Below are 22,111 nucleotides of genomic sequence, written 5' to 3' on the forward strand. Positions count from 1 at the left end.
ACGACCCGGGTTCAAAAAAACCCCCGCACCTGAAGAAGGTGCGGGGGTTTTCGCTTTTCAGGACCCGGGTTTCTCGAACCAGACGCTCTTACGTTCACGAGGAATCCGAAACAGATGCACAGCAACGCGATCAAAGCAGGCCCCGCACGCGCACCGGCGCGCGCCATGCTGCGCGCCACGGGCCTGGACGATGCGGCCATCGCCAAGCCTTTCGTGGGCGTGATCCACACCTGGTCCGACGTGTCGCCCTGCAACATCACCCTGCGCGACCTGGCCCAGGACGTGCGTCGCGGCGTGATCGCCGCAGGCGGCACGCCGATCGAGTTCAACACCATCGCGGTGACCGACGGCATCGCGATGGGCAGCGACGGCATGCGCGCCTCGCTGGCCTCGCGGGAGACCATCGCCGATTCGATCGAACTGGCGGTGACCGGCCACTGCCTCGATGCGATGGTGCTGCTGGTCGGCTGCGACAAGACCATCCCCGCCGCCGCGATGGCGGCCGCGCGCCTCGACGTGCCGACGGTGATCCTCTACGGCGGCACGATCATGCCGGGCAAGTGCAAGTCGAAGCACGCAGACGGCAGCGAGGGCGCCGAACGCGCGCTGACGGTGCAGGACGTGTTCGAGGCCGTGGGCGCGCATTCGGCCGGCCGGATCGACGATGCGGAACTGGACGAAATCGAGCGCAAGGCCTGCCCCGGCGCGGGCGCCTGCGGTGGCCAGTTCACCGCGAACACGATGGCGATGGTGCTGACCTTCCTCGGCCTGTCGCCGCTGGGCGAGAACGACATCCCGGCCACGCATCCCGACAAGCCGAAGTCGGCCGAACGCTGCGGCGAGCGCGTGATGCAGCTGCTGCGCGACGGCGGCCCGACGCCGCGCCAGCTGCTGAGCCTGTCCGCGCTGCGCAACGCCGCGCGCGCGGTGTCGGCGACGGCGGGTTCGACCAACGCCGCGCTGCACCTGCTGGCGATCGCGCACGAGGCCGGGGTGAAGTTCGACCTGGAGGAATTCGAAGCGGCGAGCGCCAACACACCGGTGATCGCCGACCTGAAGCCGGGCGGCCGCTACACGGCGGCGGAAATGTTCGACTTCGGCGGCACCGCACTGGTGGCGCAGGCGCTGATGGCGGCCGGCTTGATCGAGGATATCCCTACGGTCGCCGGCCGCAGTTTTTTCGAGGACGCGAAAGCCGCGCAGGTCTCGCCGACGCAGTACGTCGTGCGCACCGTCGACAACCCGATCAAGCCGCGCGGCGGCTATTCGATCCTCTACGGCGACCTCGCGCCGGAAGGCTGCATCGTGAAGCTGGCCGGCCACGGTCGCGAGAAGCACAGCGGCCCGGCGCGCGTGTTCGACAGCGAGGAAGCCGCGTTCGCCGCCGTGCAGGCGCGGCAGATCCAGGCCGGCGACGTGGTGGTGATCCGCTTCGAAGGTCCTGCCGGTGGCCCCGGCATGCGCGAGATGCTCGCGGTCACCGCCGCGCTGGTCGGCCAGGGCCTGGGCAACGACGTGGCACTGATCACCGACGGCCGCTTCAGCGGCGCGACCCACGGCTTCATGGTCGGCCACGTGTCGCCGGAAGCCGCGCGCGGCGGTCCGATCGCGAAGCTGCGCGACGGCGACGTGGTGACGATCGATGTCGTCTCGCGTCGCCTCGACGTGGCCGCCGACCTGTTGACGCGCAACGCGGCGCGCATCACGCCACGCGTGCGCCACGGCGTGCTGGCGAAGTTCGCCCGCGACGTCAGCTCCGCCTCGCGCGGTGCGGTGACCTCGCCGGGTCCGCTCGACGACACCCGTCGCATCGACGCCGCGCTCGCCACCGAACCACGCGAGGACGCCGTTCCCGCCTGAATCCCGGGCGTCCCGCACCGGGGCGCCGCGCAAGACGCAGTACCCATCTCCCTCTCTCGAAACTTCCCCAAGGATCCTGAAATGAACAGTGTCGCCAAGCCCCAGATCGCAGTCATCGGTTACGGCAGCCAGGGACGCGCGCATGCGCTGAACCTGCGCGATTCCGGCTTCGATGTCGTCGTCGGCCTGCGCCCGGGTGGCCCGACCGAAGCCAAGGCCGAAGCCGACGGCTTCACCGTGAAGACGCCCGCCGAAGCCGTCGCCAACGCCGATCTCGTCGCCGTGCTGACCCCGGACATGGTGCAGAAGAAGCTCTACAACGAGGTGCTGGCGCCGAACCTCAAGCAGGGCGCCTGCCTGCTGTTCGCGCACGGCCTGAACGTGCATTTCGGCATGATCTCGCCGCGCGAGGACCTGGATGTGGTGCTGGTCGCGCCCAAGGGCCCGGGTGCGCTGGTCCGCCGCGAATACGAGATCGGTCGCGGCGTGCCCTGCATCTACGCCGTGCACCAGGATCGCAGCGGTCGCGCCGAAGAGTTCGCGAAGACCTACGCCGGCGGCCTCGGCGGCGCGCGCGCCAACCTGATCAAGACCACGTTCAAGGAAGAGACCGAAACTGATCTGTTCGGCGAACAGGCCGTGCTGTGCGGCGGCGCGAGCGCGCTGGTGCAGGCGGGCTTCGAGACGCTGGTCGAAGCGGGCTACCAGCCGGAGATCGCCTACTACGAAGTCCTGCACGAACTGAAGCTGATCGTCGACCTGTTCTACGAAGGCGGCATCACCCGCATGCTGGAATTCGTGTCCGAAACCGCGCAGTACGGCGACTTCGTCAGCGGCCCGCGCGTGATCAACGCCGACACCAAGGCGCGCATGAAGGACATCCTGACCGAGATCCAGGACGGCACGTTCGTGCAGAAGTGGGTGGCCGAATACGACGCCGGCCTGCCGAACTACAAGCGCTACCAGCAGGCCGACAAGGATCATCCGATCGAAGCCGTCGGCAAGCAGCTGCGCGCCAAGATGCAGTGGCTGCAGCAGGGCGCCGCGTCGCAAGCGGCTTCACAGCAGGGCGCTGCGCAGTCCGCGCAGAAGCCATCCACCCATCCCATTGCCGAGACTGCGTGATGAACGGTGCCCGCTGGCTGGTGGAAGCGCTGCGTGCGGAAGGCGTGGACACGCTGTTCGGTTATCCGGGCGGCGCGATCATGCCCTTCTACGACGCGCTGCATGGCTCCGCGCTCAAACACGTGCTGGTCCGGCACGAACAGGGCGCCGCGTTCGCCGCGAACGGCTACGCGCGCGCCAGCGGTCGCGTCGGCGTCTGCGTCGCGACCTCCGGCCCGGGGGCGTCGAACCTGGTCACCGGCATTGCCGATGCGATGCTGGACTCGGTGCCGATGGTCTGCATCACCGGCCAGGTCGCGACCGGGCTGATGGGCACGGACGCGTTCCAGGAACTGGATGTGTTCGGCATGACCATGCCGATTGTGAAGCACAACTTCCTGCCGCGCACGATCGACGAATTGCCTGAAGTGGTGCGCGAAGCGTTCCGTCTGGCCCGCGAAGGCCGGCCGGGACCGGTCCTGATCGACCTGCCGAAGGACGTGCAGATCGCCGATGCCTCGCATCTGCCCGCGCATGCACCGGCGCCGGTGTCGCCGGTGCCCGGCGCCAGCGACGCGGCGCTGCATGCGGCGCTGGCGCAGCTGGCACTCGCTCAGAAGCCGGTGATCTACGGCGGCGGCGGCATCGCATTGGGCAACGCGATCGAGGCGTTCCGCGAATTCGTCGACGCCACGCAGATCCCGACCGTGCTCACGCTGAAGGCGCTGGGTGCATTGCCGGCCGCGCATCCGTTGAACCTGGGCATGCTCGGCATGCACGGCGGACGTGCGGCGAACCTGGCTGTGCAGGAATGCGACCTGCTGTTCGTGGTCGGCGCGCGCTTCGACGACCGCGCCACCGGCAAGCTGGCTGCATTCGCACCGCATGCGCGCGTCGTGCATCTCGACGTCGATGCCTGCGAACTGGGCAAGCTGCGTTTCGCCGACGCGCCCGTGCAGGGCGACATCGCGATCAGCCTGCAGCGGATGATGCCTGCGGCCGCCGCGCACCTGCGCGGTCGCCACGGCGTGACCCGCCATGCCTGGCGCGATGCCTGCCTGCATGCGAAGCAGACCACCGCGCCGCGCTACGACGCACCCGGCGACCTGGTGTACGCGCCCTCGCTGCTCAAGCGCCTGTCGGAACTGGCGCCGCAGGCGATCGTCAGTTGCGACGTGGGCCAGCACCAGATGTGGGTGGCGCAGCACTGGCGCTTCGACCATCCGCGTAATCACCTGACCAGCGGCGCGCTGGGCGCGATGGGCTTCGGCCTGCCGGCCGCGATCGGCGCACAGATGGAAAGCGAATCCGCGCAGGTGATCTGCGTCAGCGGCGACGGTTCGTTCCTGATGAACGTGCAGGAACTGGCCACCGTCGCGCGCTACCGCCTGCCGGTGAAGATCGTGCTGCTCGACAACCAGGCACTGGGCATGGTCCGCCAGTGGCAGGAACTGTTCTTCGAGCGTCGCTATTCCGAGATCGACCTGTCCGACAACCCGGATTTCTGCGCGCTGGCGCAGGCGTTCGGCGTGAAGACGCTGAAACTCGATCGCGCCACCGACATGGAAGCGACGCTGCAGGCGATGCTCGCCGAACCCGGCCCGGTGCTGCTGCACGTGGCGATCGACCAGGCCGCGAACGTGTGGCCACTGGTCCCGCCGAACCGCAGCAATACCGAAATGATGCATGCCGACGCCGACGAACCGGTCGCGCTGGAATGCATCGGCAGCCTGATGCCCGACGCGCTGCAGCAGATCGGCACGGCGCAGACCGACACACCCGCGCTCGCCAATCCCTCGCTCGCCAATCCGGCACTCATCACCCCCGCATCGTCCTGAGGAGCTCCCCCATGCGCTACCGATTGGATCTGACCCTGCGCCATTCCGAAGGCGCGCTGACCCGGGTGCTCGGCACCGCCGAACGACGCGGCTTCAAGCCCGTCGCGGTGGAAGGCGAGACCAGGCCCGAAGGAGACCGCTGGCACCTGCAGATGACCGTCGAAGGCGATCGCGCCGCCGACGGCCTGCACCAGCAGCTCGCCAAGCTCTACGACTGCCTCGACGTGCAGGTGCAGCCATGTCAATGACGGAATCCGCCACGCTCGAACGTCCGAAAGCCGCCGCGCAGCCGAGCGCGACGGCCACGACGCAGAAGCTCTGGTACGACGGCGAACTCGCCGACCCGCGCGCGCTGCAGGCCACGCTGGGCACCCATGCGATGCACTACGGCAGCGGCGTGTTCGAAGGCATCCGCGCCTACGCGACCAAGCGAGGCGCCGCCGTGTTCCGCCTCGCGGAGCACATGGAACGCATGCGCAAGGGCGCCGAGGCCCTGGGCATGCGCTTCGACCCGGCCCAGGCAACCGAGGCCGTGCTGGCGACGATGCGCGCGAACCGCCACGGCGATGCCTACATCCGCCCGCTGGCCTGGTACGGCGACGGCGGCTTCGGGCTGGATGTCGAGGGCAAGCCCGAACACCTGATGGTCGCCACCACCGCGACCAACGTGCACCTGGGCGGCAACCGCACCCGCGTGTCGGTGTCGAAGTGGCGGCGCAATCCCGCCGATTCGCTGCCGCCGCTGAAACTGTGCGGCGCGTACGTGAACTCGATCCTCGCCAAGCGCGATGCCAAGGGTCGCGGCTTCGACGAGGCGATGTTCACCGATGCCGACGGCTTCGTAGTCGAATGCACCGGCGCGAACCTGTTCATGGTGCGTGGCGGCAAGGTCACCGCGGTCGAGCATCGCGATGCCCTGCCGGGCATCACCCGCGACACCCTGATCCAGCTGACCGGCGCCGAATCGCGTCCGGTGCGTTTCGAGGAATTCGTCGAGGCCGACGAAGTCTTCGCCTGCGGCACCGCCGCGGAAGTGGCACCGATCGCCGAGATCGACGGCCACGCATTCCGCGACAGCGTGGTGACCCGCGAGATCGCCGCCGCCTATGCGGCCGCCGTGCGTGGCGAAAGCCGCACCGGCGCGCATTGGCTCACGGAGGTCTGAGCATGGAAGGCAGCGACGTTGTCGGAGACGTTAACCGCACCGCGACCAGCGGCGCGGCCGCACCCATCGCATCGGTCGGTGCGATGGACGTGCTGGCCGCGCAGGCCCGGTTGCGGCGTTACCTGCCGCCGACGCCGCTGCACCATGCCGAACGCTTCGGCTGCTGGCTGAAGCTCGAGAACTTGCAGCGCACCGGTTCCTACAAGGTGCGCGGCGCATTGAACGCATTGCTGGCCGCGCGCGAACGCGGCGACGACCGTCCGGTCATCGCCGCCTCCGCCGGCAACCATGCGCAGGGCCTGGCCTGGGCGGCCTATCGCCTGAACGTGCCGGCCATCGCGGTGATGCCGCACGGCGCGCCGCAGACCAAGATCGCCGGCGTCGCGCACTGGGGCGCGACCGTGCGCCTGCACGGCGACACCTTCGACGAAGCGCGCGCATTCGCGCTGCAGCTGGCCGAACGCAACGGCTACCGCTTCCTGTCCGCCTTCGACGATCCCGACGTGATCGCCGGCCAGGGCACCGTGGGTCTGGAGATCGCCTCCCTGGCGCCCGACGTGGTGCTGGTGCCGATCGGCGGCGGCGGTCTCGCGGCCGGCGTCGCACTGGCCTTGAAAGCACAGGGCGTGCGCATCGTCGGCGCGCAGGTCGAGCATGTCGATGCGATGGCGCGCGCGTTGCGCAACGAAGCGCCCGGCGCACCGCCGGTGGCCACGCTGGCCGACGGCGTGCGCGTGAAGGAACCCGGCCTGCTGACCCGCCGCATCCTGTCCGAACTGATCGACGACATCGTCATCGTCCGCGAAGCCGAACTGCGCGAGACCCTGGTGCGGCTCGCACTGGAAGAACACGTGATCGCCGAAGGCGCGGGCGCGCTGGCGCTGGCCGCCGGCCGCCGCGTCGCCGGCAAGCGCAAGTGCGCCGTGGTCTCCGGCGGCAACATCGACGCGATGGTGCTGGCCGGTCTGCTGTCCGACGTGCGTCCGCGCGCACCGCGCAAGCCGCGCCGCCGCGCGCACGATCCCGCGCCACCCTCAGATGCACGTCCTTCGGAATACCGCAATCGCATCGCTCGACTGCCGGCCCGTCCGGCGGTGGTCGCATCGACTTCGACACCCCCCGGCACATCACTGGGCAACTCACCCGGCACACCTGCCGCATCCCCCGACACCTTCGTCACAGCTCTGGAGGCAATCGCCTGATGGACAACGACCCCAACGTCGCCGACGTCGCGCGCAATGAGAGCGCACGCGTCGCGATCTTCGACACCACCCTGCGCGATGGCGAGCAATCGCCCGGCTGCAGCATGACCGCGAAACAGAAGCTCCGCTTCGCGCATGCGCTATCCGAGCTCGGCGTGGACATGATCGAGGCCGGGTTCCCCGCAAGCTCCGACAGCGACCTCCAGGGCTGCGCCGAGATCGCCCGCGACGTGCGCGGCGCCGGCATCGCCACCCTGGCGCGCTGCCACACCGGCGACATCGAAGCCTGCGCACGCGCGCTGGAAGACGCCGAACGCCCGCGCATCCACGTGTTCATCTCGACCAGCCCGCTGCACCGCGAGCACAAGCTGCAGATGAGCAGGGACCAGGTGATCGAGCGCGCGATCATGGGCGTGACCCTGGCGCGCAGATACGTCGAGGACGTGGAGTTTTCCGCCGAAGACGCGCTGCGCACCGAGCCCGAATTCCTCGCCGAGATCTGCAGCGCCGCGATCGCCGCAGGTGCGCGCACGCTGAACATCCCCGACACCGTCGGCTACACCACGCCGGGCGAGATCCGCGCGCTGTTCGAATACCTGCGCGCTAACGTGAAGGACGCGCACAAGGCCGTGTTCAGCGCGCACTGCCACGACGACCTTGGCCTGGCGGTCGCCAACAGCCTGGCCGCGATCGAAGGCGGCGCGCGCCAGGTCGAGTGCACCATCAACGGCATCGGCGAACGCGCCGGCAACTGCGCGCTGGAAGAGATCGTGATGGCGCTGGACGTCCGGCGCGCGTATTTCGACGCGACCACCGGCATCGACACCACGCGCCTGGTGCCGACCTCGCGCCTGCTGACCCGCATCACCGGCATGAACGTGCAGCGCAACAAGGCCATCGTCGGCGCGAATGCGTTCGCGCACGAATCCGGCATCCACCAGCACGGCATGCTCAAGCATCGCGGCACGTACGAGATCCTGCGTCCCGAGGCAGTCGGTTGGGCGAAGTCGCAGATGATCATGGGCCGCCACAGCGGCCGCGCCGCGCTGGCCGACCGCCTGAAGGAACTGGGCTTCGCGCTGGACGAGGCGCAGCTCAACCAGGTCTTCGGCCGCTTCAAGGCGCTCACCGAGAAGAAGCGCGAAGTCTTCGATGCCGATCTCGAAGCGCTGGCGCTGGGCAGCGACGCGCGCAACGTCGGCGGCTGGCGCCTGAACCGACTGCATGTCAGCACCGGCGTCGGCGACGGCATCCTGCCCACGGCCAGCGTCGACCTGTGTTCGCCCGAGGGCGAGCGCGTCACCGAAGCCGCCACCGGCGATGGCCCGGTGCATGCGCTGTTCGCCGCGCTGGGTCGCGCGACCGCGCTGCACCTGGAAGTCGAGAGCTACCAGGTCTCCAACGTCACCACCGGCGACGACGCGCAGGGCCAGGCCAGCCTGACCACGCGCGTGCGCTGCGCCGATGGCAGCCATGACGAAGTCACTGGGTCGGGCACCAGCACCGACATCCTCGAAGCCAGCGCGCTGGCCTGGCTGGATGTCGCGAACCGCCTGCATCGCCGTCATGGCAAGGCCGCTGGCGACGTGGCGCCACGCGCCGCGAGCGCACTGCCGCGCGACATCGCGGTCGGCGTCTGACGCCCGACTCCATCCGAATTTCCACAGAGCCACTTCACTCATCATGTCCACTCAACCGAAAACCCTGTTCGACAAATTGTGGGAATCGCACCTGGTCGTGCCCGAAAGCGCGGACGCGCCCGGCGTGCTGTACATCGACCTGCACCTGATCCATGAAGTCACCTCGCCGCAGGCCTTCGCCGAACTCGACGCGCGCGGCCTGTCGCCGCGTCGCCCCGAGCGCACCAAGGGCACGCTCGATCATTCCACGCCGACGCTGCCCGCCGGCGCCGACGGCGTGCTGCCCTACTACACAGACCAGGCCCGCGCCCAGGTCGACACCCTGCGCGCCAACTGCGCGCGCCACGGCGTCGAACTGTTCGACTTCGGCAGCGACCATCGCGGCATCGTCCATGTCATCGGCCCGGAACTGGGCCTGACCCAGCCGGGCATGACCATCGTCTGCGGCGACAGCCACACCGCCACGCACGGCGCGTTCGGCGCACTGGCCTTCGGCATCGGCACCAGCGAAGTCGGCCACGTGCTGGCCACGCAATGCCTGCTGCAGCGCAAGCCGAAGACGCTGGCGATCGAAGTCGAGGGCGCGCTGGGCGCCGGCGTGACCGCGAAGGACCTGATCCTGCATGTCATCGGCGTGATCGGCGTCGACGGCGGCACAGGCCACGTCATCGAATACCGCGGCAGCGCGATCCGCGCGCTGTCGATGGAAGAACGCATGACCGTCTGCAACATGTCGATCGAAGCCGGCGCGCGCGCCGGGCTGATCGCGCCGGACGAGGTCACCTTCGAATTCCTCGCCCGCACGCCGCGCGCGCCCGGCGGTGGACAGCGCGACAGCGACGACTTCGCGAAGGCGATCGAACACTGGCGCACCCTCCGCAGCGACGACGGCGCGACGTTCGACCGCGTCGTGCGCATCGACGCGCGCGACATCAAGCCGACCGTCACCTGGGGCACCCATCCGGGCCAGGTCGCCGCGATCGACGCGCGCATCCCGGTCGCCAACGACGACGACACCCGCCGCGCCCAGGACTACATGCGCTTCACCGGCGGCCACACGCTGATCGGCCAGCCGGTCGACGTGGTCTTCGTCGGCAGCTGCACCAATGGCCGCCTGAGCGACATGCGCCAGGTCGCCGAACTCCTGCTCGACCAGAAAGTGCATCCGCGCGTGCGCATGCTCGTCGTGCCGGGTTCGGTGCAGGTCAAGCGCGACGCCGAGGCCGAGGGCATCGATCGCATCGTCCGCGAGGCCGGCGCCGAATGGCGCGAGCCGGGCTGCTCGATGTGCATCGCGATGAACGGCGACCTGGTCGCGCCGGGCCAACTCGCGGTATCCACCAGCAACCGCAATTTCGAAGGCCGGCAGGGTCGCGACGCACGCACCGTGCTCGCCTCGCCGTACACCGCCGCCGCCTGCGCCATCGCCGGCGAAGTCGTCGATCCTCGCAGCTACCTGCAGGAGGTCGCCACATGAGCGCCGAAGCCAGCACCACGCAGGCCGTGACCCGGGTGCGTTCGCGCACCGTCTGCCTGCCCGACGCCAACATCGATACCGACCGGATCATCCCGGCGCGCTTCCTGACCACGACCACGCGCGCCGGCCTGGGCACGGTCGCGTTCAACGATTGGCGCTACCGCGAGGACGGCACGCCCGATCCCGAATTCGCGCTCAACCGGCCCGAAGCGCAGGGCGCGCAGATCCTCGTCGCCGGCCGCAACTTCGGCTGCGGTTCCTCGCGCGAGCACGCACCGTGGGCACTGCTCGACTTCGGCCTGCGCGCGGTGATCAGCGCCGAGATCGCCGACATCTTCCGCAGCAATTCGCTGAAGAACGGCCTGCTGCCGATCGTGCTCGACGCCGCCGTGGTCGACGAACTGCTGGCCAATCCGGGCATCGAACTCGACATCGATGTCGCCGCCAGCACCGTCACCCTGCCCGACGGCCGCAGCTTCGCCTTCCCGATCGACGGCTTCGCGCGCACCTGCCTGCTCGAAGGCGTCGATCAGCTCGGCTACCTGTTGAAACAATCTTCCGCCATCCAGTCTTTCGAGGAGCAACGTTGTCATGCGCGCTGAAATCGTCGTTCTGCCCGGTGACGGCATCGGCCCGGAAGTCACTGCCGCCGCCGTCTCCGTGCTGGAAAGCGTCGGCCGTCGCTACGGCCACACCTTCGCTTTCACCCATCGCCTGATCGGCGGTGCCGCCATCGACGCCGAAGGCGCGCCGCTGTCCGACGCTACGCTCGACGCTTGCCGCAAGGCCGATGCGATCCTGCTCGGCGCGGTCGGCGGCCCGAAGTGGTCCGACGGCAAGATCCGCCCGGAACAGGGCCTGCTGAAGCTGCGCAAGGCGCTGGGTCTGTACGCGAACCTGCGCCCGGTGAAGACCCATCCGGTCGCGCTGACCGCCTCGCCGATCAAGTCGCACCTGCTCACCGGCGTCGACATGATCGTGGTGCGCGAGCTCACCGGCGGCGTGTACTTCGGCGAGAAGACCCGCACCGACACCACCGCCAGCGACCTATGCGAATACTCGGTCGCCGAGATCGAGCGCGTGGTCCGTCGCGCCTGCCAGCTCGCACGCGGTCGCCGCAAGTACGTGGTCTCGGTCGACAAGGCCAACGTGCTGGAAACTTCGCGCCTGTGGCGCCAGGTCGCCTCGCGCGTCGCCGCCGAGGAATTCCCCGACGTGCGCCTGGAGCACCAGCTGGTCGACAGCATGGCGATGCACCTGATCGCCCGTCCGCGCGAGTACGACGTGATCGTCACCGAGAACATGTTCGGCGACATCCTCACCGACGAAGCCTCGATGCTGGCCGGCTCGATGGGCCTGCTGCCCTCGGCCTCGCTGGGCGAAGGCACCTCCGGCCTGTACGAGCCGATCCACGGCTCGGCACCGGACATCGCCGGCCGCGGCATCGCCAACCCCTGCGGCACCATCCTCAGCGCGGCGATGCTGCTGCGGCATTCGCTGGGCCTGGAGCAGGAAGCGCGCTGCGTCGAGAAGGCCGTGGCCCAGGCCATCGACGATGGCTGCCTGACCGCCGACCTCGCGCCGCAGGGCGCCGCACTGGACACGCTGGCGATGGCGAAGGCCGTGCTGCAGCGCCTGGAAACCGAATGCGAAGCGGTGGTGATGCGGGATTGAAGGCAATCGGAACGCCCGGCACGTCAAACCCATCCCCACCCCAGTCCTCCCCTTGAAGGGGAGGGAGCAGAGCGGTTTGCTTTGAAGCCCTCCCCTTCAAGGGGAGGGGTTGGGTGGGGATGGGTTTCAGCCTCACGCATCTCGCCGTACAGCCCCTTTATCGCGACCCACGTCATGTTTCATCGCCTGCGACGCCTCCGCGATGCCGTCTCCATACCCCGCCGTCGATCAGAGACAACCAAAAACCATTTGACGCCCCGCCTTTCCTTCGTTTAAACCTTGTCCCATGCCGAACACGACCGCCCTCGCCGACATCGCCTTCCGCGCCACGCGCGGGACCGTCGTTGCGGGCGGCACCGTCATTACCACCACCATGACCTTCACCGGTACCGGTACCACCGGCGGTGCGGGCTGCGACGGCGAAACGGTGTAAAACCTTCCCCTTCCGCCCCGCACCCGAACAGGGTCGCGGGGGGAAGACACCCGCACTCTCTCGGCACGGGGCTCCAACCTGGAGCTTCACATGGATTCGTTCGACCCACATCCCGCCGCGGCGCATGCGATGGATCGCGATGCCGCCGAGCCTGCGCTTTCCGCCTGTCGCGCGCACAAGTTCGGCGGCAGCAGCGTCGCCGACGCGGAGCGCTACCGGCACGTCGCCGCACTGATCCAGGATTCGCCCGCGCCGCGCGCGGTCGTGGTCTCCGCGATGCAGGGCGTCACCGATGCGCTGACGGCACTCGCGCGCATCGCCGGCGACGGCGGCGAATGGCAGGACGCATGGTCGAAGCTGCGCGACCGTCATTTCAGCGAGGCTTTGCGCCTCGATCCCGACGCGAAGCACGGCCTGATCGGCTGGCTCGACGCGGAGTTCTCGGCGTTTTCCGCAGTACTCGACGCGGTCGCCTCGCGCGCGGCACTGCAGTCGCACGAATTCGCGCAGATCCAGGGCATGGGCGAAGTGTGGTCATCGCGGCTGATGCAGGCCGCGCTCGGCGGCGAGGCCGCAGGTTGGGCACGACTCGATGCACGCGAAGTGCTCGTCGTGCATCCGGGCGAACTCGGCGTCGCGGTCGACTGGCACGAAACGCGAAAACGCTTCGCGGGGTGGCGCATCGCCCATCCGCAGCGCGACGTGGTCGTCACCGGCTTCGTCGCGCGCGATGCCGAAGGCCGCTGCGCCACGCTCGGCCGCAACGGCAGCGACTATTCCGGCGCGATCTTCGCTGTTCTGTTCGACGCCGAGGACCTGACGATCTGGACCGACGTCGACGGCGTGCTCAGCGCCGATCCGCGCCTGGTGCCCGACGCGGTCTGCCTGCCCTCGATGTCGTATGCCGAAGCCTGCGAACTGGCCTATTTCGGCGCGAAGGTGCTGCATCCGCAGACGATGGCACCGGCGATGCAGGCCGGCCTGCCGATCCTGATCCGCAATTCGCGCAATCCCGCCGCGCCCGGCACGCGCATCGCCGAGAAGAGCGAGAGCGACCCGGCGCATTCGCCGGTGAAGGGCCTGAGCCTGGTCGGCGACATGGCCCTGCTCGAACTCAGCGGCGCCGGCCTGATCGGCGTGCCCGGCACTGCCGAGCGCATGTTCGCCGCGCTGCGCGAGGCCGGCGTCTCCGTCACCATGATCTCGCAGGGCTCCAGCGAACACTCGATCTGCTGCGTCGTGCCCTCCGCGCATGCCGAACGCGGCCGCGAAGCGGTGGAAGCCGCGTTCGCCGAAGCGATCGGCGATGGCCAGGTGGAAGGCGTCGACACCACCCACGGCATCGCCGTGCTCGCCGCCGTCGGCGACGGCATGGTCGGCCAGCCGGGCATCTCCGCACGGCTGTTCGAGGGCCTGGCGCGGGCTCGGGTGAACATCCGCGCGATCGCCCAGGGCGCGAGCGAGCGCAACATCTCGGTCGCGATCGCCGCCGAGCACGCGGTGCGCGGCCTGCGCGCGGCACACAGCGCCTTCTGGCTGTCGCCGGCGACGTTGTCCGTCGGCGTGATCGGCCCCGGCAACGTCGGCCGCGCCCTGCTCGCGCAGTTCGCCGATGCCCTGCCGCGCTTCGCCAACGCGAGCAAGCGCGAACACCGCCTCGACCTGCGCCTGCGCGCGGTCGCGAGCAGCCAGCGCATGCTGCTGTCGAACACGGCACTGGATCCGGCCTCGGCCGCCGGCACGCTGGCGGCATCGGGCGAAGCGCTCGACCTCGACCGCTTCGTCTCACACGTGCGCTCCGAGCACCTGCCGCATGCGCTGATCGTCGATTGCAGCGGCAGCGACACGGTCGCCGCGCGCTATCCGGAATGGCTGGCGATGGGCATCCACGTCGTCACGCCGAGCAAGCATGCGGGCAGCGGCGACTGGTCGCGCTACCGCGCGATCCGTGAAGCCGAGCAGCGCGGCGGCCTGTTCCGCTACGAAGCCACGGTCGGCGCCGGCCTGCCGGTGATCCAGACCCTGCGCTCGCTGCTCGACACCGGCGACACGCTCACCGGCATCGAAGGCGTGCTCTCGGGCACGCTGGCCTGGCTGTTCAACCGCTACGACGGCAGCGTGCCGTTCTCTCAACTGGTCGCCGAGGCCAAATCACTCGGATACACCGAGCCCGATCCGCGCGACGACCTCAGCGGGACCGATGTCGCGCGCAAGTTGGTGATCCTCGCGCGCGAGGCCGGCGCGACGCTGTCGCTGGCCGATGTCGAGATCGAAAGCCTGGTACCGGCGCACCTGCAGCAGGTCTCGCGCGAGGAATTCCTCGATCGCCTGCACGAGCTCGACGCACCGATGCAGGCGCGCCTCGACGCCGCCCGCGCCCAGGGCGGCAGCCTGCGCTACCTCGCCCGGCTCGACAGCGAAGGCGCGGCCCGCGTCGGCCTGGCCACGCCCGAAGCCGGCCACGCCAGCCTCAGCAGTCGCCTCACCGACAACCTCATCCAGTTCCGGACACGCCGCTACGCGCACAACCCGCTGGTGGTGCAGGGCCCGGGCGCCGGCGCCGATGTCACCGCCGCAGGCGTGTTCGGCGATATCCTCGCCATCGCCAGCACCCTCGGCGCCCGTCACCCGGGAGCCCTCGCATGAACTCGCCCATCGCCATGAATGCACCGCAACCTCCTGCCGCCGACGTCGCCGTGCGCGCGTTCGCTCCCGCCAGCGTCGGCAACATCGGCGTCGGCTTCGACCTGCTCGGCCACGCCATCGACGGCCCGCGCGACATCGCCAGCGTGCGCCGCATCGATGCGCCGGTCGTGCGCATCCGCGCGATCCGCGGCGACGTGCCCGGCGCCGACAGCCTGCCGCTCGAAGCCGAGCGCAACACCGCCGGTCGTGCCCTGATCGCGCTGCGCGATGCGCTGTCCCTGCCTTTCGGTTTCGAGGTCGAACTGGAGAAGGGCATTCCGCTGGGCTCCGGCCTCGGTGGTTCGGCGGCCTCCTGCGTGGCCGCGCTGGTCGCCGCGAATGCCCTGCTCGACGCGCCGCTGTCCCGTGACGCGCTGTATCCCTTCGCGCTGCAGGGCGAATCGGTCGCCAGCGGCAGCGTCCACGGCGACAACGTTGCGCCGATGCTGCTCGGCGGCGTGGTCCTGGCGCCGCCGCACCGGATGATCGCGCTCGACGTGCCCGACTGGCTGCACTGCGTCGTCGTGCATCCCGACCAGGTGCTGGAGACCCGCCGCGCGCGCGCCGCGCTGGCCGAGCCCTATCCGCTGTCGCAGCTGGTGCACCAGACCTCGCATCTCGCGCTGTTCCTTACCGGCCTGCAGCGCGGCGACGCGCAGCTAATCCGCGACGGGCTGATCGACGTGCTGGTCGAACCGCGCCGCGCGCAGCTGATCCCGGGCTTCGCGCAGGTGAAGCAGGCCGCGCTCGATCACGATGCGCTCGGCGCCAGCATCTCCGGCGCGGGACCCAGCGTGTTCGCCTGGTTCGCCTCGAAGGCGCAGGCGGAGGCCGCCGCCCCAGCGATGCGCGAGGGCTTCGTCTCGGCGGGCTACGACGCCCGCGCCTACGTTTCTCCCGTCGCCGGTCCGCGCGCAGAGGTGCTGCCGTGAGTTCGCAATCCCTGTCCCAGCCGCTGTCGTTCGTCAGCACGCGTCACGGCACCGCACCGACGCCGATCGACGACGCGCTGATCGCGGGCCTCGCGCCCGATGGCGGCCTGTACGTGCCCGAGCGCATCCTGCAGCTGACCCTTCCGGGGAAACCGCCGGTTTCGCTCGCCGAAACTGCGGCCTGGGTGCTCGCGCCTTACTTTGCTGGCTCGGTACTGCGCGAGGCGCTGCCCGCACTGTGCGCGCGCGCCTACGATTTCGATGCGCCGCTGCTGCCGCTGACGGGTCCGCAGCATGATGGCCGCGACCACGTGCTGGAGCTGTTCCACGGCCCCACCGCCGCGTTCAAGGACTATGCCGCGCGTTTCCTCGCCGAAGCGCTCGGCGCGCTGCGCACGGCACGCGGCGACACCGAGCCGACCACGATCCTGGTGGCGACCTCGGGCGACACCGGCGCGGCGGTCGCCGGGGCCTTCCACAAGCGCCCGGGTTTCGAGGTGGTGATCCTCTATCCCGACGGCCGCGTGTCGCCGCGCCAGGCGCATGGCCTGGAATGCTGGGGCGACAACGTGCGCACCTTCCGCGTCGCCGGCACCTTCGACGACTGCCAGCGCATGGCCAAGGCCGCGCTGGCCGATCGCGACCTGCGCGAGAAGCGCGCGCTGACCTCGGCGAACAGCATCAGCCTCGGTCGCCTGCTGCCGCAGGTGGCGTACTACGCGCACACCGCGCTGCACCACATGCAATCGCATGGCGAAGCGCTGAACCTGATCGTCCCCACCGGCAACCTCGGCAACGCCGCCGCCGCATGGCTGGCGCGGCGCATGGGCCTGCCGATCGGCGAGATCGTGCTGGCCACCAACGCGAACGACGTGCTGCCGCGCTATTTCGCCGGCGCGCCGTACTCGCCGCAGGCCACGCGCGCCACGCTGGCCAATGCGATGGACGTGGGCGCACCGAGCAATTTCGAACGCCTGACCTGCTGGCTCGGCGACGACAAGTCGCTGCGCGCGAGCCTGCGCGCGTTCGCCGTCGACGACGACGTGATCCGCAGGACGATCGCGACTGCGCCCGAGCGCCACGGCATCGTCGCCTGCCCGCACACCGCCTGCGCGCTGCACGTGCTGGAGATCCTGCGCGCGAAGGGCGACCAGCGCGCGTGGAGCGTGGTCGCGACCGCGCACCCGGCGAAGTTCGAGACCATCGTCGAACCGCTGGTCGGCCACGCCGTGCCGCCGCCGCCCGCGCTCGCCGCATGCCTGGCGCGCCCGGCGCACGGCGAAGCGCTCAAGGCCGACGACGATGCGCTGAAGGCGCGACTGCTTCCTGCCCGTGCATCGGCGAGCGTGACGGCGCGACGCGAAGCCGCTGTCCAAGACTGAGGGTTTCGACGTGCCCAAGCATCGACGCCCGCGCCCGCAAGGGTGCGGGCGTCGCGCATCCGGGTGCCGGATTTCGCGCGGCGAACACGACACGCGCCCTGATTTCTCGATGTCCATGCGGACATTTCGCATCGCCATGACCACGGACATCGATCACGATTCCTGGTCGACCGCAGCCTGTGCACGATCCGCTCGCTGCAGGACAGCATCAGGCGCATACCCATGTTTTCTCGATGATTTCGACGGACAGCCGCGCGAACTCCGGACGCCGGACATCGCGCGCGCACTCGCTCGGCGGCGGATCCGGCGCATGCGCATTTGCTGCAGCGCAAATTGACACCGGTAGTCATTTTTTCCGTGAATGGCCCGGCCGCGACGATGCCATGCAGAGATCCGGCGCAGACAGACGCGGCAGCGGAACAGCGCTCGTTCCCATCCTTTCCTTCCATCCGCACCTGCAAGGAGATAGACATGCAACTGGAACTGAAGAAGATCCTCGCGACCGCACTGCTGATCGGCGTGCCCTTCGCCGCCAGCGCCACGATCACCGTCACCGGCACCCGCGACTTCGGCGGCGCCACCGTCGGCACCTCGTGCAACGGCGGCAGCGAATCGCAGCAGCCGGTGATCCTGGTCAAGGACGGCGGCATCGTGCGCAACGTGAGGCTGCAGGCCGGCGCGGCTGCCGACGGCATCCACTGCGAAGGCAACTGCCGCCTCGAGAACGTCACCTGGGCCGATGTCTGCGAGGACGCCGCCACGATGAAGGGTGGCTCGGGCAAGACGATGGTGATCACCGGCGGCAGCGCGAACGCCGGCAACGACAAGATCTTCCAGCACAACGGCATCGGCAGCACCGTCACCATCACCAACTTCGCGGTCAACGGCTCCAACGGCAAGCTCTATCGCGCCTGCGGCGACTGCAGCTCGCAGGGCAAGCGCACGGTCAACATCAGCAACGTGACCGTGAACGGCACGCTCAGCTCGGGCATGGCCGGCATCAACACGAACTACGGCGATGTGGCGACGATCCGCAGCATCCGCTGGAAGAACTGGAATTCCACGAGCACCAGCGATTCCAACGCAGCCTGCATCGCGTATCGCGGCGTCATCAAGGGCCAGGGCAGTTCCACCAAGATCGGTCCGCAGTGGGGCACCGCCAACTGCAACGTGACGCGGGCGGACATCACCCGCTTCTGAGCCCGCATCACGCGAAGCGGAAGACCGACCATGTGTCCGATGCGCTTCATCGGCTGCGCGGCCGTGCTGGCCTGGATGGCCGGCACGGCCGATGCAGCCCTCTCTTTCGAACACGATCCCGAGCTGCCGGCGACGGTCACGGTGCTCAATCCCGACCTCGCCGGGATCACGGCGAGCGCCGACGGAACCTTGCTGGTCTGGGGCAGCGACGCCAGCCTCTGGCGATACGACGCGGCTTCGCCCGATGTCGCGGAAAAGGGTGCCTGGCAACCAGCGCAGACATTCCACGACCGGCGCATCCGCGCGGTCGCCGAAGCATCGGACCGTACCGCCGGTGCCTCGCTCGTCGCGGTCGGCGATGGTGGGCTGCTCCTGCACAGTGCCGACGGCGGTCGGCGCTGGAACCACGCTCTTGTACACACGACATCCGGCGCCAGCCGGCTGGCGCCCGAACGGGATCTGGCCGCCGTGGCCTGCGACCTCCGGCGCTGCCTGGCAGTCGGGCCGCAGGACACACTGCTGCACAGCATCGACGGCGGCGCGCAATGGCACGGGATCGCGGCCGAGGCCGGCATGCCCGATCGCCCGCAGGGCGCGTTCACGACCGTGGTCCTGACCACCGACGGTTCGGCCTGGGTGGGCGGCGCCGACGGACGACTCTGGCAGGACGCAGGCCCGGACAGCGCCTGGCGCGAGCGCCGATTGCCCGCCGCCGACAACGCCACCATGCCTGCCATCGATGCGCTGGCCGCCGATGACGGCGGCGTGCTGCTGGCCATGGCGGACGGCCGACTGCTCGCGTTGTCGGCCGATGCATCGAAGTCTTCGACTGCAGCCAGCGTCTACCGCAGCGCACGCGGTAGTTTCACCCGATTTTCGCCACTGCCTGCGCCGGGCGGCTGGGTGGCTACCGGCAGTGCGGGCGCCTGCGCGTGGCGCGAGGCGTCCGGCGCATCGTGGCGCGACTGCGGCGCGTTGCCGGAACGCTTCCTGCGCGGCGCGGCCAGCAGCCCCGATGGTCGCCACTGGGTGCTGGCCGGCGAAGGGGGCCTGCTGCTGCATGGCCGGCCACCCGACCGCGCGTGGCGGGCAGTTCAGCTGCCGGCGCTGGACAGCCGGCCGGACCTGGAAGCCGTCGCGTGGAGCGACGCGCTGCGCGGCTTCGTCGCAGTGGGGCCGGGCGGTCTGGTCCTGCACGGCAGCGCCGATGGCGCCACGTGGACGGTGGCGCACGACGCGCCGCGCCTGTACGTGCATGACGTCGTCTCGCCGAAAGGCGATTCGGCACTGCTCGCAGCACTCAGCCATCGCACCCTGGCGCGCTCCGAGGACGGCGGTCGCCATTGGCGCAGCCACACCTTCACGCAGCTGCACGAACCCGCCTATCTGTTCGCCCTGCACGCCGATCGCGCGATCGGCAGCGTGGTGGTCGGCGGCGGCCAGGGCGCCGTGATGGTCGCACCCGATGGCGAACATTGGCGCACCCACAGCACCGGCCATGGCCGGGAACATCTCGGCCTGCTGCCCCTGCCCGGCACGCCGGTCGTGCTGCTGCACGGCAGCGGCGGCCAGCTGACCCGCGTGCACGGCGGACTGGGCGAATGGCACGACGTGCCGCTGCCCTCGCCCGACCCGGTGTACGGCAGTTTCACCGGTCCCGATGGTCGTCCGTGGCTGGTGGGCGGCGGGCTGGGCGAGCAGGCCAAGGGGACGGTGCAGCGCGGCAGCCGCGACGGCACGCAGTGGGCGCTGCAGACACTCGGGTCGGACGTGCTGCGCACCGGTGGGCCGACGCCCGATCGCCGCGCGCTGCTTCTGGCCGGCGACGGCGGCGTGGTGCTGCGCACAGAACTGCCGAACGACGGCACCATCGCCCCGCCCGACGACGAGACGCCGCCGGCTGCGCCCGACTGGGTCGCGGTGGCGCAGCCGCTTCCCGATGCCGCCTGGTCCTGGTTGCAGCACGATGCCGCTGGCGAGGCGGTGTGGCTCGGCGGCTCGGTCGGCGCGCTGATCCGCTCCACGGACGGCGGCCTGCACTGGCACGCCGTGGACGTGCCGACCACCGCCGCGCTGCGCCGCCCCACCTGGGACCCGCAGCGCCGCGCCTGGTGGATGCCCGGTCGCGACGGCACCCTGCTGCGCAGCGACGACGATGGCCGCAGCTGGCGCGCGGTGTTCACCCACACCCGGGAGCACCTCAAGGGCGTCTGGGTGGATCCGGCCGACGGCGCGCTGCTGCTGTACGGCGCGCGGCTCGTGCGGCTGATGCCTGCGGACACGCCATGACGTCCCCGGTGCACGGATCGCACCCGCAGCGCCGCGATGGCGACGAACACCGCGCGCAGGATTGGCGGGCCTCGCGAGCCTCGCGAGGACATGCGCTGGCGCTGGCTGCCGCAGTCGCGGCGCTCGGCGCATGGATCTGGGCCGATCCGGCCGAAGTGCGATCAAGCGCTGCGATCGATCGCGACGCCGATCCGGGCGTGCGCGGCGCCCGCCCATCTCGCACGCCGGACGCGCGACACGCACCAGCGGCCGCCGTCGTCGACGCGCACGGGCCGCAGCCTGTCGAGGTCTGCGGGCTGCGCGATGCACCGCTGACGGCCGACGGTGCGGGCGGATTGGCAGCCCTCTCGACATCGACAGGCAGCGACCCGCTGGCGCAGACCCGCGCACGACTGCTGGCAGCGCTGCGCCAGGATGGCCGTGCGCGCGCCCGCGTCGCGGCGCAATTGCTGGATCGTCCCGACACAGAGGACCCGCTCGTCTGGCACGCCTGGGCGCAGGCCACGCTGCAGTCGGCGATGGCGGAACCCGATCCGGTCGCGCTGGGTTGGGCCGAGGACGCCTGCGGGCGGTTGATCGGCACCGACAAGGGCGATCTCGGCAGCGCCTGCCGTCGCGAACTGATCCGAACGAGGCTGCGCATCGAGCCCGACAACGCCCGCCATTGGGCTGCGCTGGCCGAGGAAGATCCTGCGGCCGCCGACGAGGCCTGGCAGGGCCTGCTGCGCGCGCGCCGCTGGCAGGATGTTCCGCAGGCGCTGGCCTTGGTGACCCAGCAGGCCCTGCCTGCCGACGTGCCCGGCTACCTGCGGCTTGCGCTGGCCGCCGAGGTCGACGTTCGCGCCGCCGCCCTGCCCTCGCCCGGCGAACGCTTCCTGATGACGCGCTGCGTCGAGCAAGCCCCCGGCCGCCAGGCCGAATGCCGGAGGCTGGCCGGGATGCTGGTGGCGCACAGCGACGCCACGCAGGCGCTGGCCCTGGGGCTGAAGATCGGCGAGGCGGCCGGCTGGCCCCAGGCACGCCTGCAGGCCGTGCAGGACGAGTTGCAGGCCCTGGCCAGCGATCGCGTGCGCTGGCGCCCCGAAGCCTCGCAACCGCTGTCCTGCCGCAGCGTCGACACCTGGCTGCAGCACCTGCAGGAGATGGCCTCCGTCGGTGAACTGCCGGCGCTGCGCCGACGCCTCGCCCAGCATCCGGCAGGGTGACGGCTGCCGCGCTGCGCCCTCGGGT

Annotated in this window: 16 protein-coding genes and 1 pseudogene; all 17 read left to right on the top strand. The window is 70.1% G+C overall.

Features of this window, described 5'->3' with window-relative positions:
• Positions 1-114 precede the first annotated feature (114 nt).
• The 17 genes and pseudogenes from ilvD (at position 115) to ACFQ0E_RS00655 (ending at position 22,086) form a co-directional block, all read left to right on the top strand.
• Entirely contained in the window at positions 115-1,860 is a 1,746-nt protein-coding gene (ilvD, locus tag ACFQ0E_RS00575) for a dihydroxy-acid dehydratase (protein ID WP_386821766.1), read from the top strand.
• 81 nt (positions 1,861-1,941) lie between these two features.
• On the top strand, positions 1,942-2,985 hold the full coding sequence (gene ilvC, locus ACFQ0E_RS00580) for a ketol-acid reductoisomerase (RefSeq protein ID WP_386821767.1): 1,044 nt from the start codon (positions 1,942-1,944) through the stop codon (positions 2,983-2,985).
• Positions 2,985-4,658, top strand: a pseudogene (ilvG, locus tag ACFQ0E_RS00585) (acetolactate synthase 2 catalytic subunit); the annotation flags it as partial. The gene ilvC and the pseudogene ilvG, both read left to right, overlap by 1 nt.
• Positions 4,659-4,813: 155 nt before the next feature.
• The gene (locus tag ACFQ0E_RS00590) at positions 4,814-5,050 is read left to right on the top strand and encodes an ACT domain-containing protein (protein WP_386821768.1); all 237 of its coding nucleotides are present in this window, start codon (positions 4,814-4,816) and stop codon (positions 5,048-5,050) included.
• A complete protein-coding gene (locus tag ACFQ0E_RS00595) occupies positions 5,047-5,967 on the top strand; it encodes an aminotransferase class IV (RefSeq protein WP_386821769.1) in 921 nt (306 codons plus the stop codon). The genes ACFQ0E_RS00590 and ACFQ0E_RS00595 overlap by 4 nt, the downstream gene beginning before the upstream one ends.
• A 2-nt stretch (positions 5,968-5,969) precedes the next feature.
• On the top strand, positions 5,970-7,169 hold the full coding sequence (locus ACFQ0E_RS00600; RefSeq protein ID WP_386821770.1) for a threonine dehydratase: 1,200 nt from the start codon (positions 5,970-5,972) through the stop codon (positions 7,167-7,169).
• A complete protein-coding gene (locus ACFQ0E_RS00605; RefSeq protein WP_386821771.1) occupies positions 7,169-8,809 on the top strand; it encodes a 2-isopropylmalate synthase in 1,641 nt (546 codons plus the stop codon). Before ACFQ0E_RS00600 ends, ACFQ0E_RS00605 begins: the two co-directional genes overlap by 1 nt.
• 43 nt (positions 8,810-8,852) lie before the next feature.
• The gene (leuC, locus tag ACFQ0E_RS00610; RefSeq protein WP_386821772.1) at positions 8,853-10,286 is read left to right on the top strand and encodes a 3-isopropylmalate dehydratase large subunit; all 1,434 of its coding nucleotides are present in this window, start codon (positions 8,853-8,855) and stop codon (positions 10,284-10,286) included.
• On the top strand, positions 10,283-10,888 hold the full coding sequence (leuD, locus tag ACFQ0E_RS00615) for a 3-isopropylmalate dehydratase small subunit (protein WP_386821773.1): 606 nt from the start codon (positions 10,283-10,285) through the stop codon (positions 10,886-10,888). Before leuC ends, leuD begins: the two co-directional genes overlap by 4 nt.
• A complete protein-coding gene (gene leuB / locus ACFQ0E_RS00620; protein WP_386821774.1) occupies positions 10,878-11,960 on the top strand; it encodes a 3-isopropylmalate dehydrogenase in 1,083 nt (360 codons plus the stop codon). Before leuD ends, leuB begins: the two co-directional genes overlap by 11 nt.
• Before the next feature lie 286 nt (positions 11,961-12,246).
• Positions 12,247-12,393, top strand: coding sequence for a hypothetical protein (locus ACFQ0E_RS00625; protein WP_386821775.1), 147 nt, complete (start codon positions 12,247-12,249; stop codon positions 12,391-12,393).
• 90 nt (positions 12,394-12,483) lie between these two features.
• The gene (thrA, locus tag ACFQ0E_RS00630; RefSeq protein ID WP_386821776.1) at positions 12,484-15,039 is read left to right on the top strand and encodes a bifunctional aspartate kinase/homoserine dehydrogenase I; all 2,556 of its coding nucleotides are present in this window, start codon (positions 12,484-12,486) and stop codon (positions 15,037-15,039) included.
• On the top strand, positions 15,036-16,010 hold the full coding sequence (locus ACFQ0E_RS00635; protein WP_386821777.1) for a homoserine kinase: 975 nt from the start codon (positions 15,036-15,038) through the stop codon (positions 16,008-16,010). The genes thrA and ACFQ0E_RS00635 overlap by 4 nt, the downstream gene beginning before the upstream one ends.
• Positions 16,011-16,033: 23 nt before the next feature.
• The gene (gene thrC / locus ACFQ0E_RS00640; RefSeq protein WP_386823984.1) at positions 16,034-17,392 is read left to right on the top strand and encodes a threonine synthase; all 1,359 of its coding nucleotides are present in this window, start codon (positions 16,034-16,036) and stop codon (positions 17,390-17,392) included.
• Between the two features lie 471 nt (positions 17,393-17,863).
• Positions 17,864-18,592 carry a pectate lyase gene (locus ACFQ0E_RS00645; RefSeq protein WP_386821778.1) on the top strand — a complete coding sequence of 243 codons (729 nt, stop codon included), beginning with the start codon at positions 17,864-17,866 and terminating at the stop codon, positions 18,590-18,592.
• Positions 18,593-18,622: 30 nt separating this feature from the next.
• Positions 18,623-20,881, top strand: a complete 2,259-nt coding sequence (locus ACFQ0E_RS00650; RefSeq protein WP_386821779.1) for a WD40/YVTN/BNR-like repeat-containing protein — start codon at positions 18,623-18,625, stop codon at positions 20,879-20,881.
• The gene (locus tag ACFQ0E_RS00655) at positions 20,878-22,086 is read left to right on the top strand and encodes a hypothetical protein (RefSeq protein ID WP_386821780.1); all 1,209 of its coding nucleotides are present in this window, start codon (positions 20,878-20,880) and stop codon (positions 22,084-22,086) included. The genes ACFQ0E_RS00650 and ACFQ0E_RS00655 overlap by 4 nt, the downstream gene beginning before the upstream one ends.
• The last annotated feature ends 25 nt before the right edge of the window (positions 22,087-22,111 follow it).

It is taken from the genome of Lysobacter brunescens, assembly GCF_042677005.1.
In the GTDB taxonomy this organism is placed as follows: Bacteria; Pseudomonadota; Gammaproteobacteria; order Xanthomonadales; family Xanthomonadaceae; genus Lysobacter_I; species Lysobacter_I brunescens.

Bases quoted from the DNA above. Each gene is read 5' to 3' on its own strand.
- ilvD (WP_386821766.1), top strand. From the start codon at position 115: ATGCACAGCAACGCGATCAAAGCAGGCCCCGCACGCGCACCGGCGCGC.
- ilvC (WP_386821767.1), top strand. From the start codon at position 1,942: ATGAACAGTGTCGCCAAGCCCCAGATCGCAGTCATCGGTTACGGCAGC.
- ACFQ0E_RS00590 (WP_386821768.1), top strand. From the start codon at position 4,814: ATGCGCTACCGATTGGATCTGACCCTGCGCCATTCCGAAGGCGCGCTG.
- ACFQ0E_RS00595 (WP_386821769.1), top strand. From the start codon at position 5,047: ATGACGGAATCCGCCACGCTCGAACGTCCGAAAGCCGCCGCGCAGCCG.
- ACFQ0E_RS00600 (WP_386821770.1), top strand. From the start codon at position 5,970: ATGGAAGGCAGCGACGTTGTCGGAGACGTTAACCGCACCGCGACCAGC.
- ACFQ0E_RS00605 (WP_386821771.1), top strand. From the start codon at position 7,169: ATGGACAACGACCCCAACGTCGCCGACGTCGCGCGCAATGAGAGCGCA.
- leuC (WP_386821772.1), top strand. From the start codon at position 8,853: ATGTCCACTCAACCGAAAACCCTGTTCGACAAATTGTGGGAATCGCAC.
- leuD (WP_386821773.1), top strand. From the start codon at position 10,283: ATGAGCGCCGAAGCCAGCACCACGCAGGCCGTGACCCGGGTGCGTTCG.
- leuB (WP_386821774.1), top strand. From the start codon at position 10,878: ATGCGCGCTGAAATCGTCGTTCTGCCCGGTGACGGCATCGGCCCGGAA.
- ACFQ0E_RS00625 (WP_386821775.1), top strand. From the start codon at position 12,247: ATGCCGAACACGACCGCCCTCGCCGACATCGCCTTCCGCGCCACGCGC.
- thrA (WP_386821776.1), top strand. From the start codon at position 12,484: ATGGATTCGTTCGACCCACATCCCGCCGCGGCGCATGCGATGGATCGC.
- ACFQ0E_RS00635 (WP_386821777.1), top strand. From the start codon at position 15,036: ATGAACTCGCCCATCGCCATGAATGCACCGCAACCTCCTGCCGCCGAC.
- ACFQ0E_RS00645 (WP_386821778.1), top strand. From the start codon at position 17,864: ATGCAACTGGAACTGAAGAAGATCCTCGCGACCGCACTGCTGATCGGC.
- ACFQ0E_RS00650 (WP_386821779.1), top strand. From the start codon at position 18,623: ATGTGTCCGATGCGCTTCATCGGCTGCGCGGCCGTGCTGGCCTGGATG.
- ACFQ0E_RS00655 (WP_386821780.1), top strand. From the start codon at position 20,878: ATGACGTCCCCGGTGCACGGATCGCACCCGCAGCGCCGCGATGGCGAC.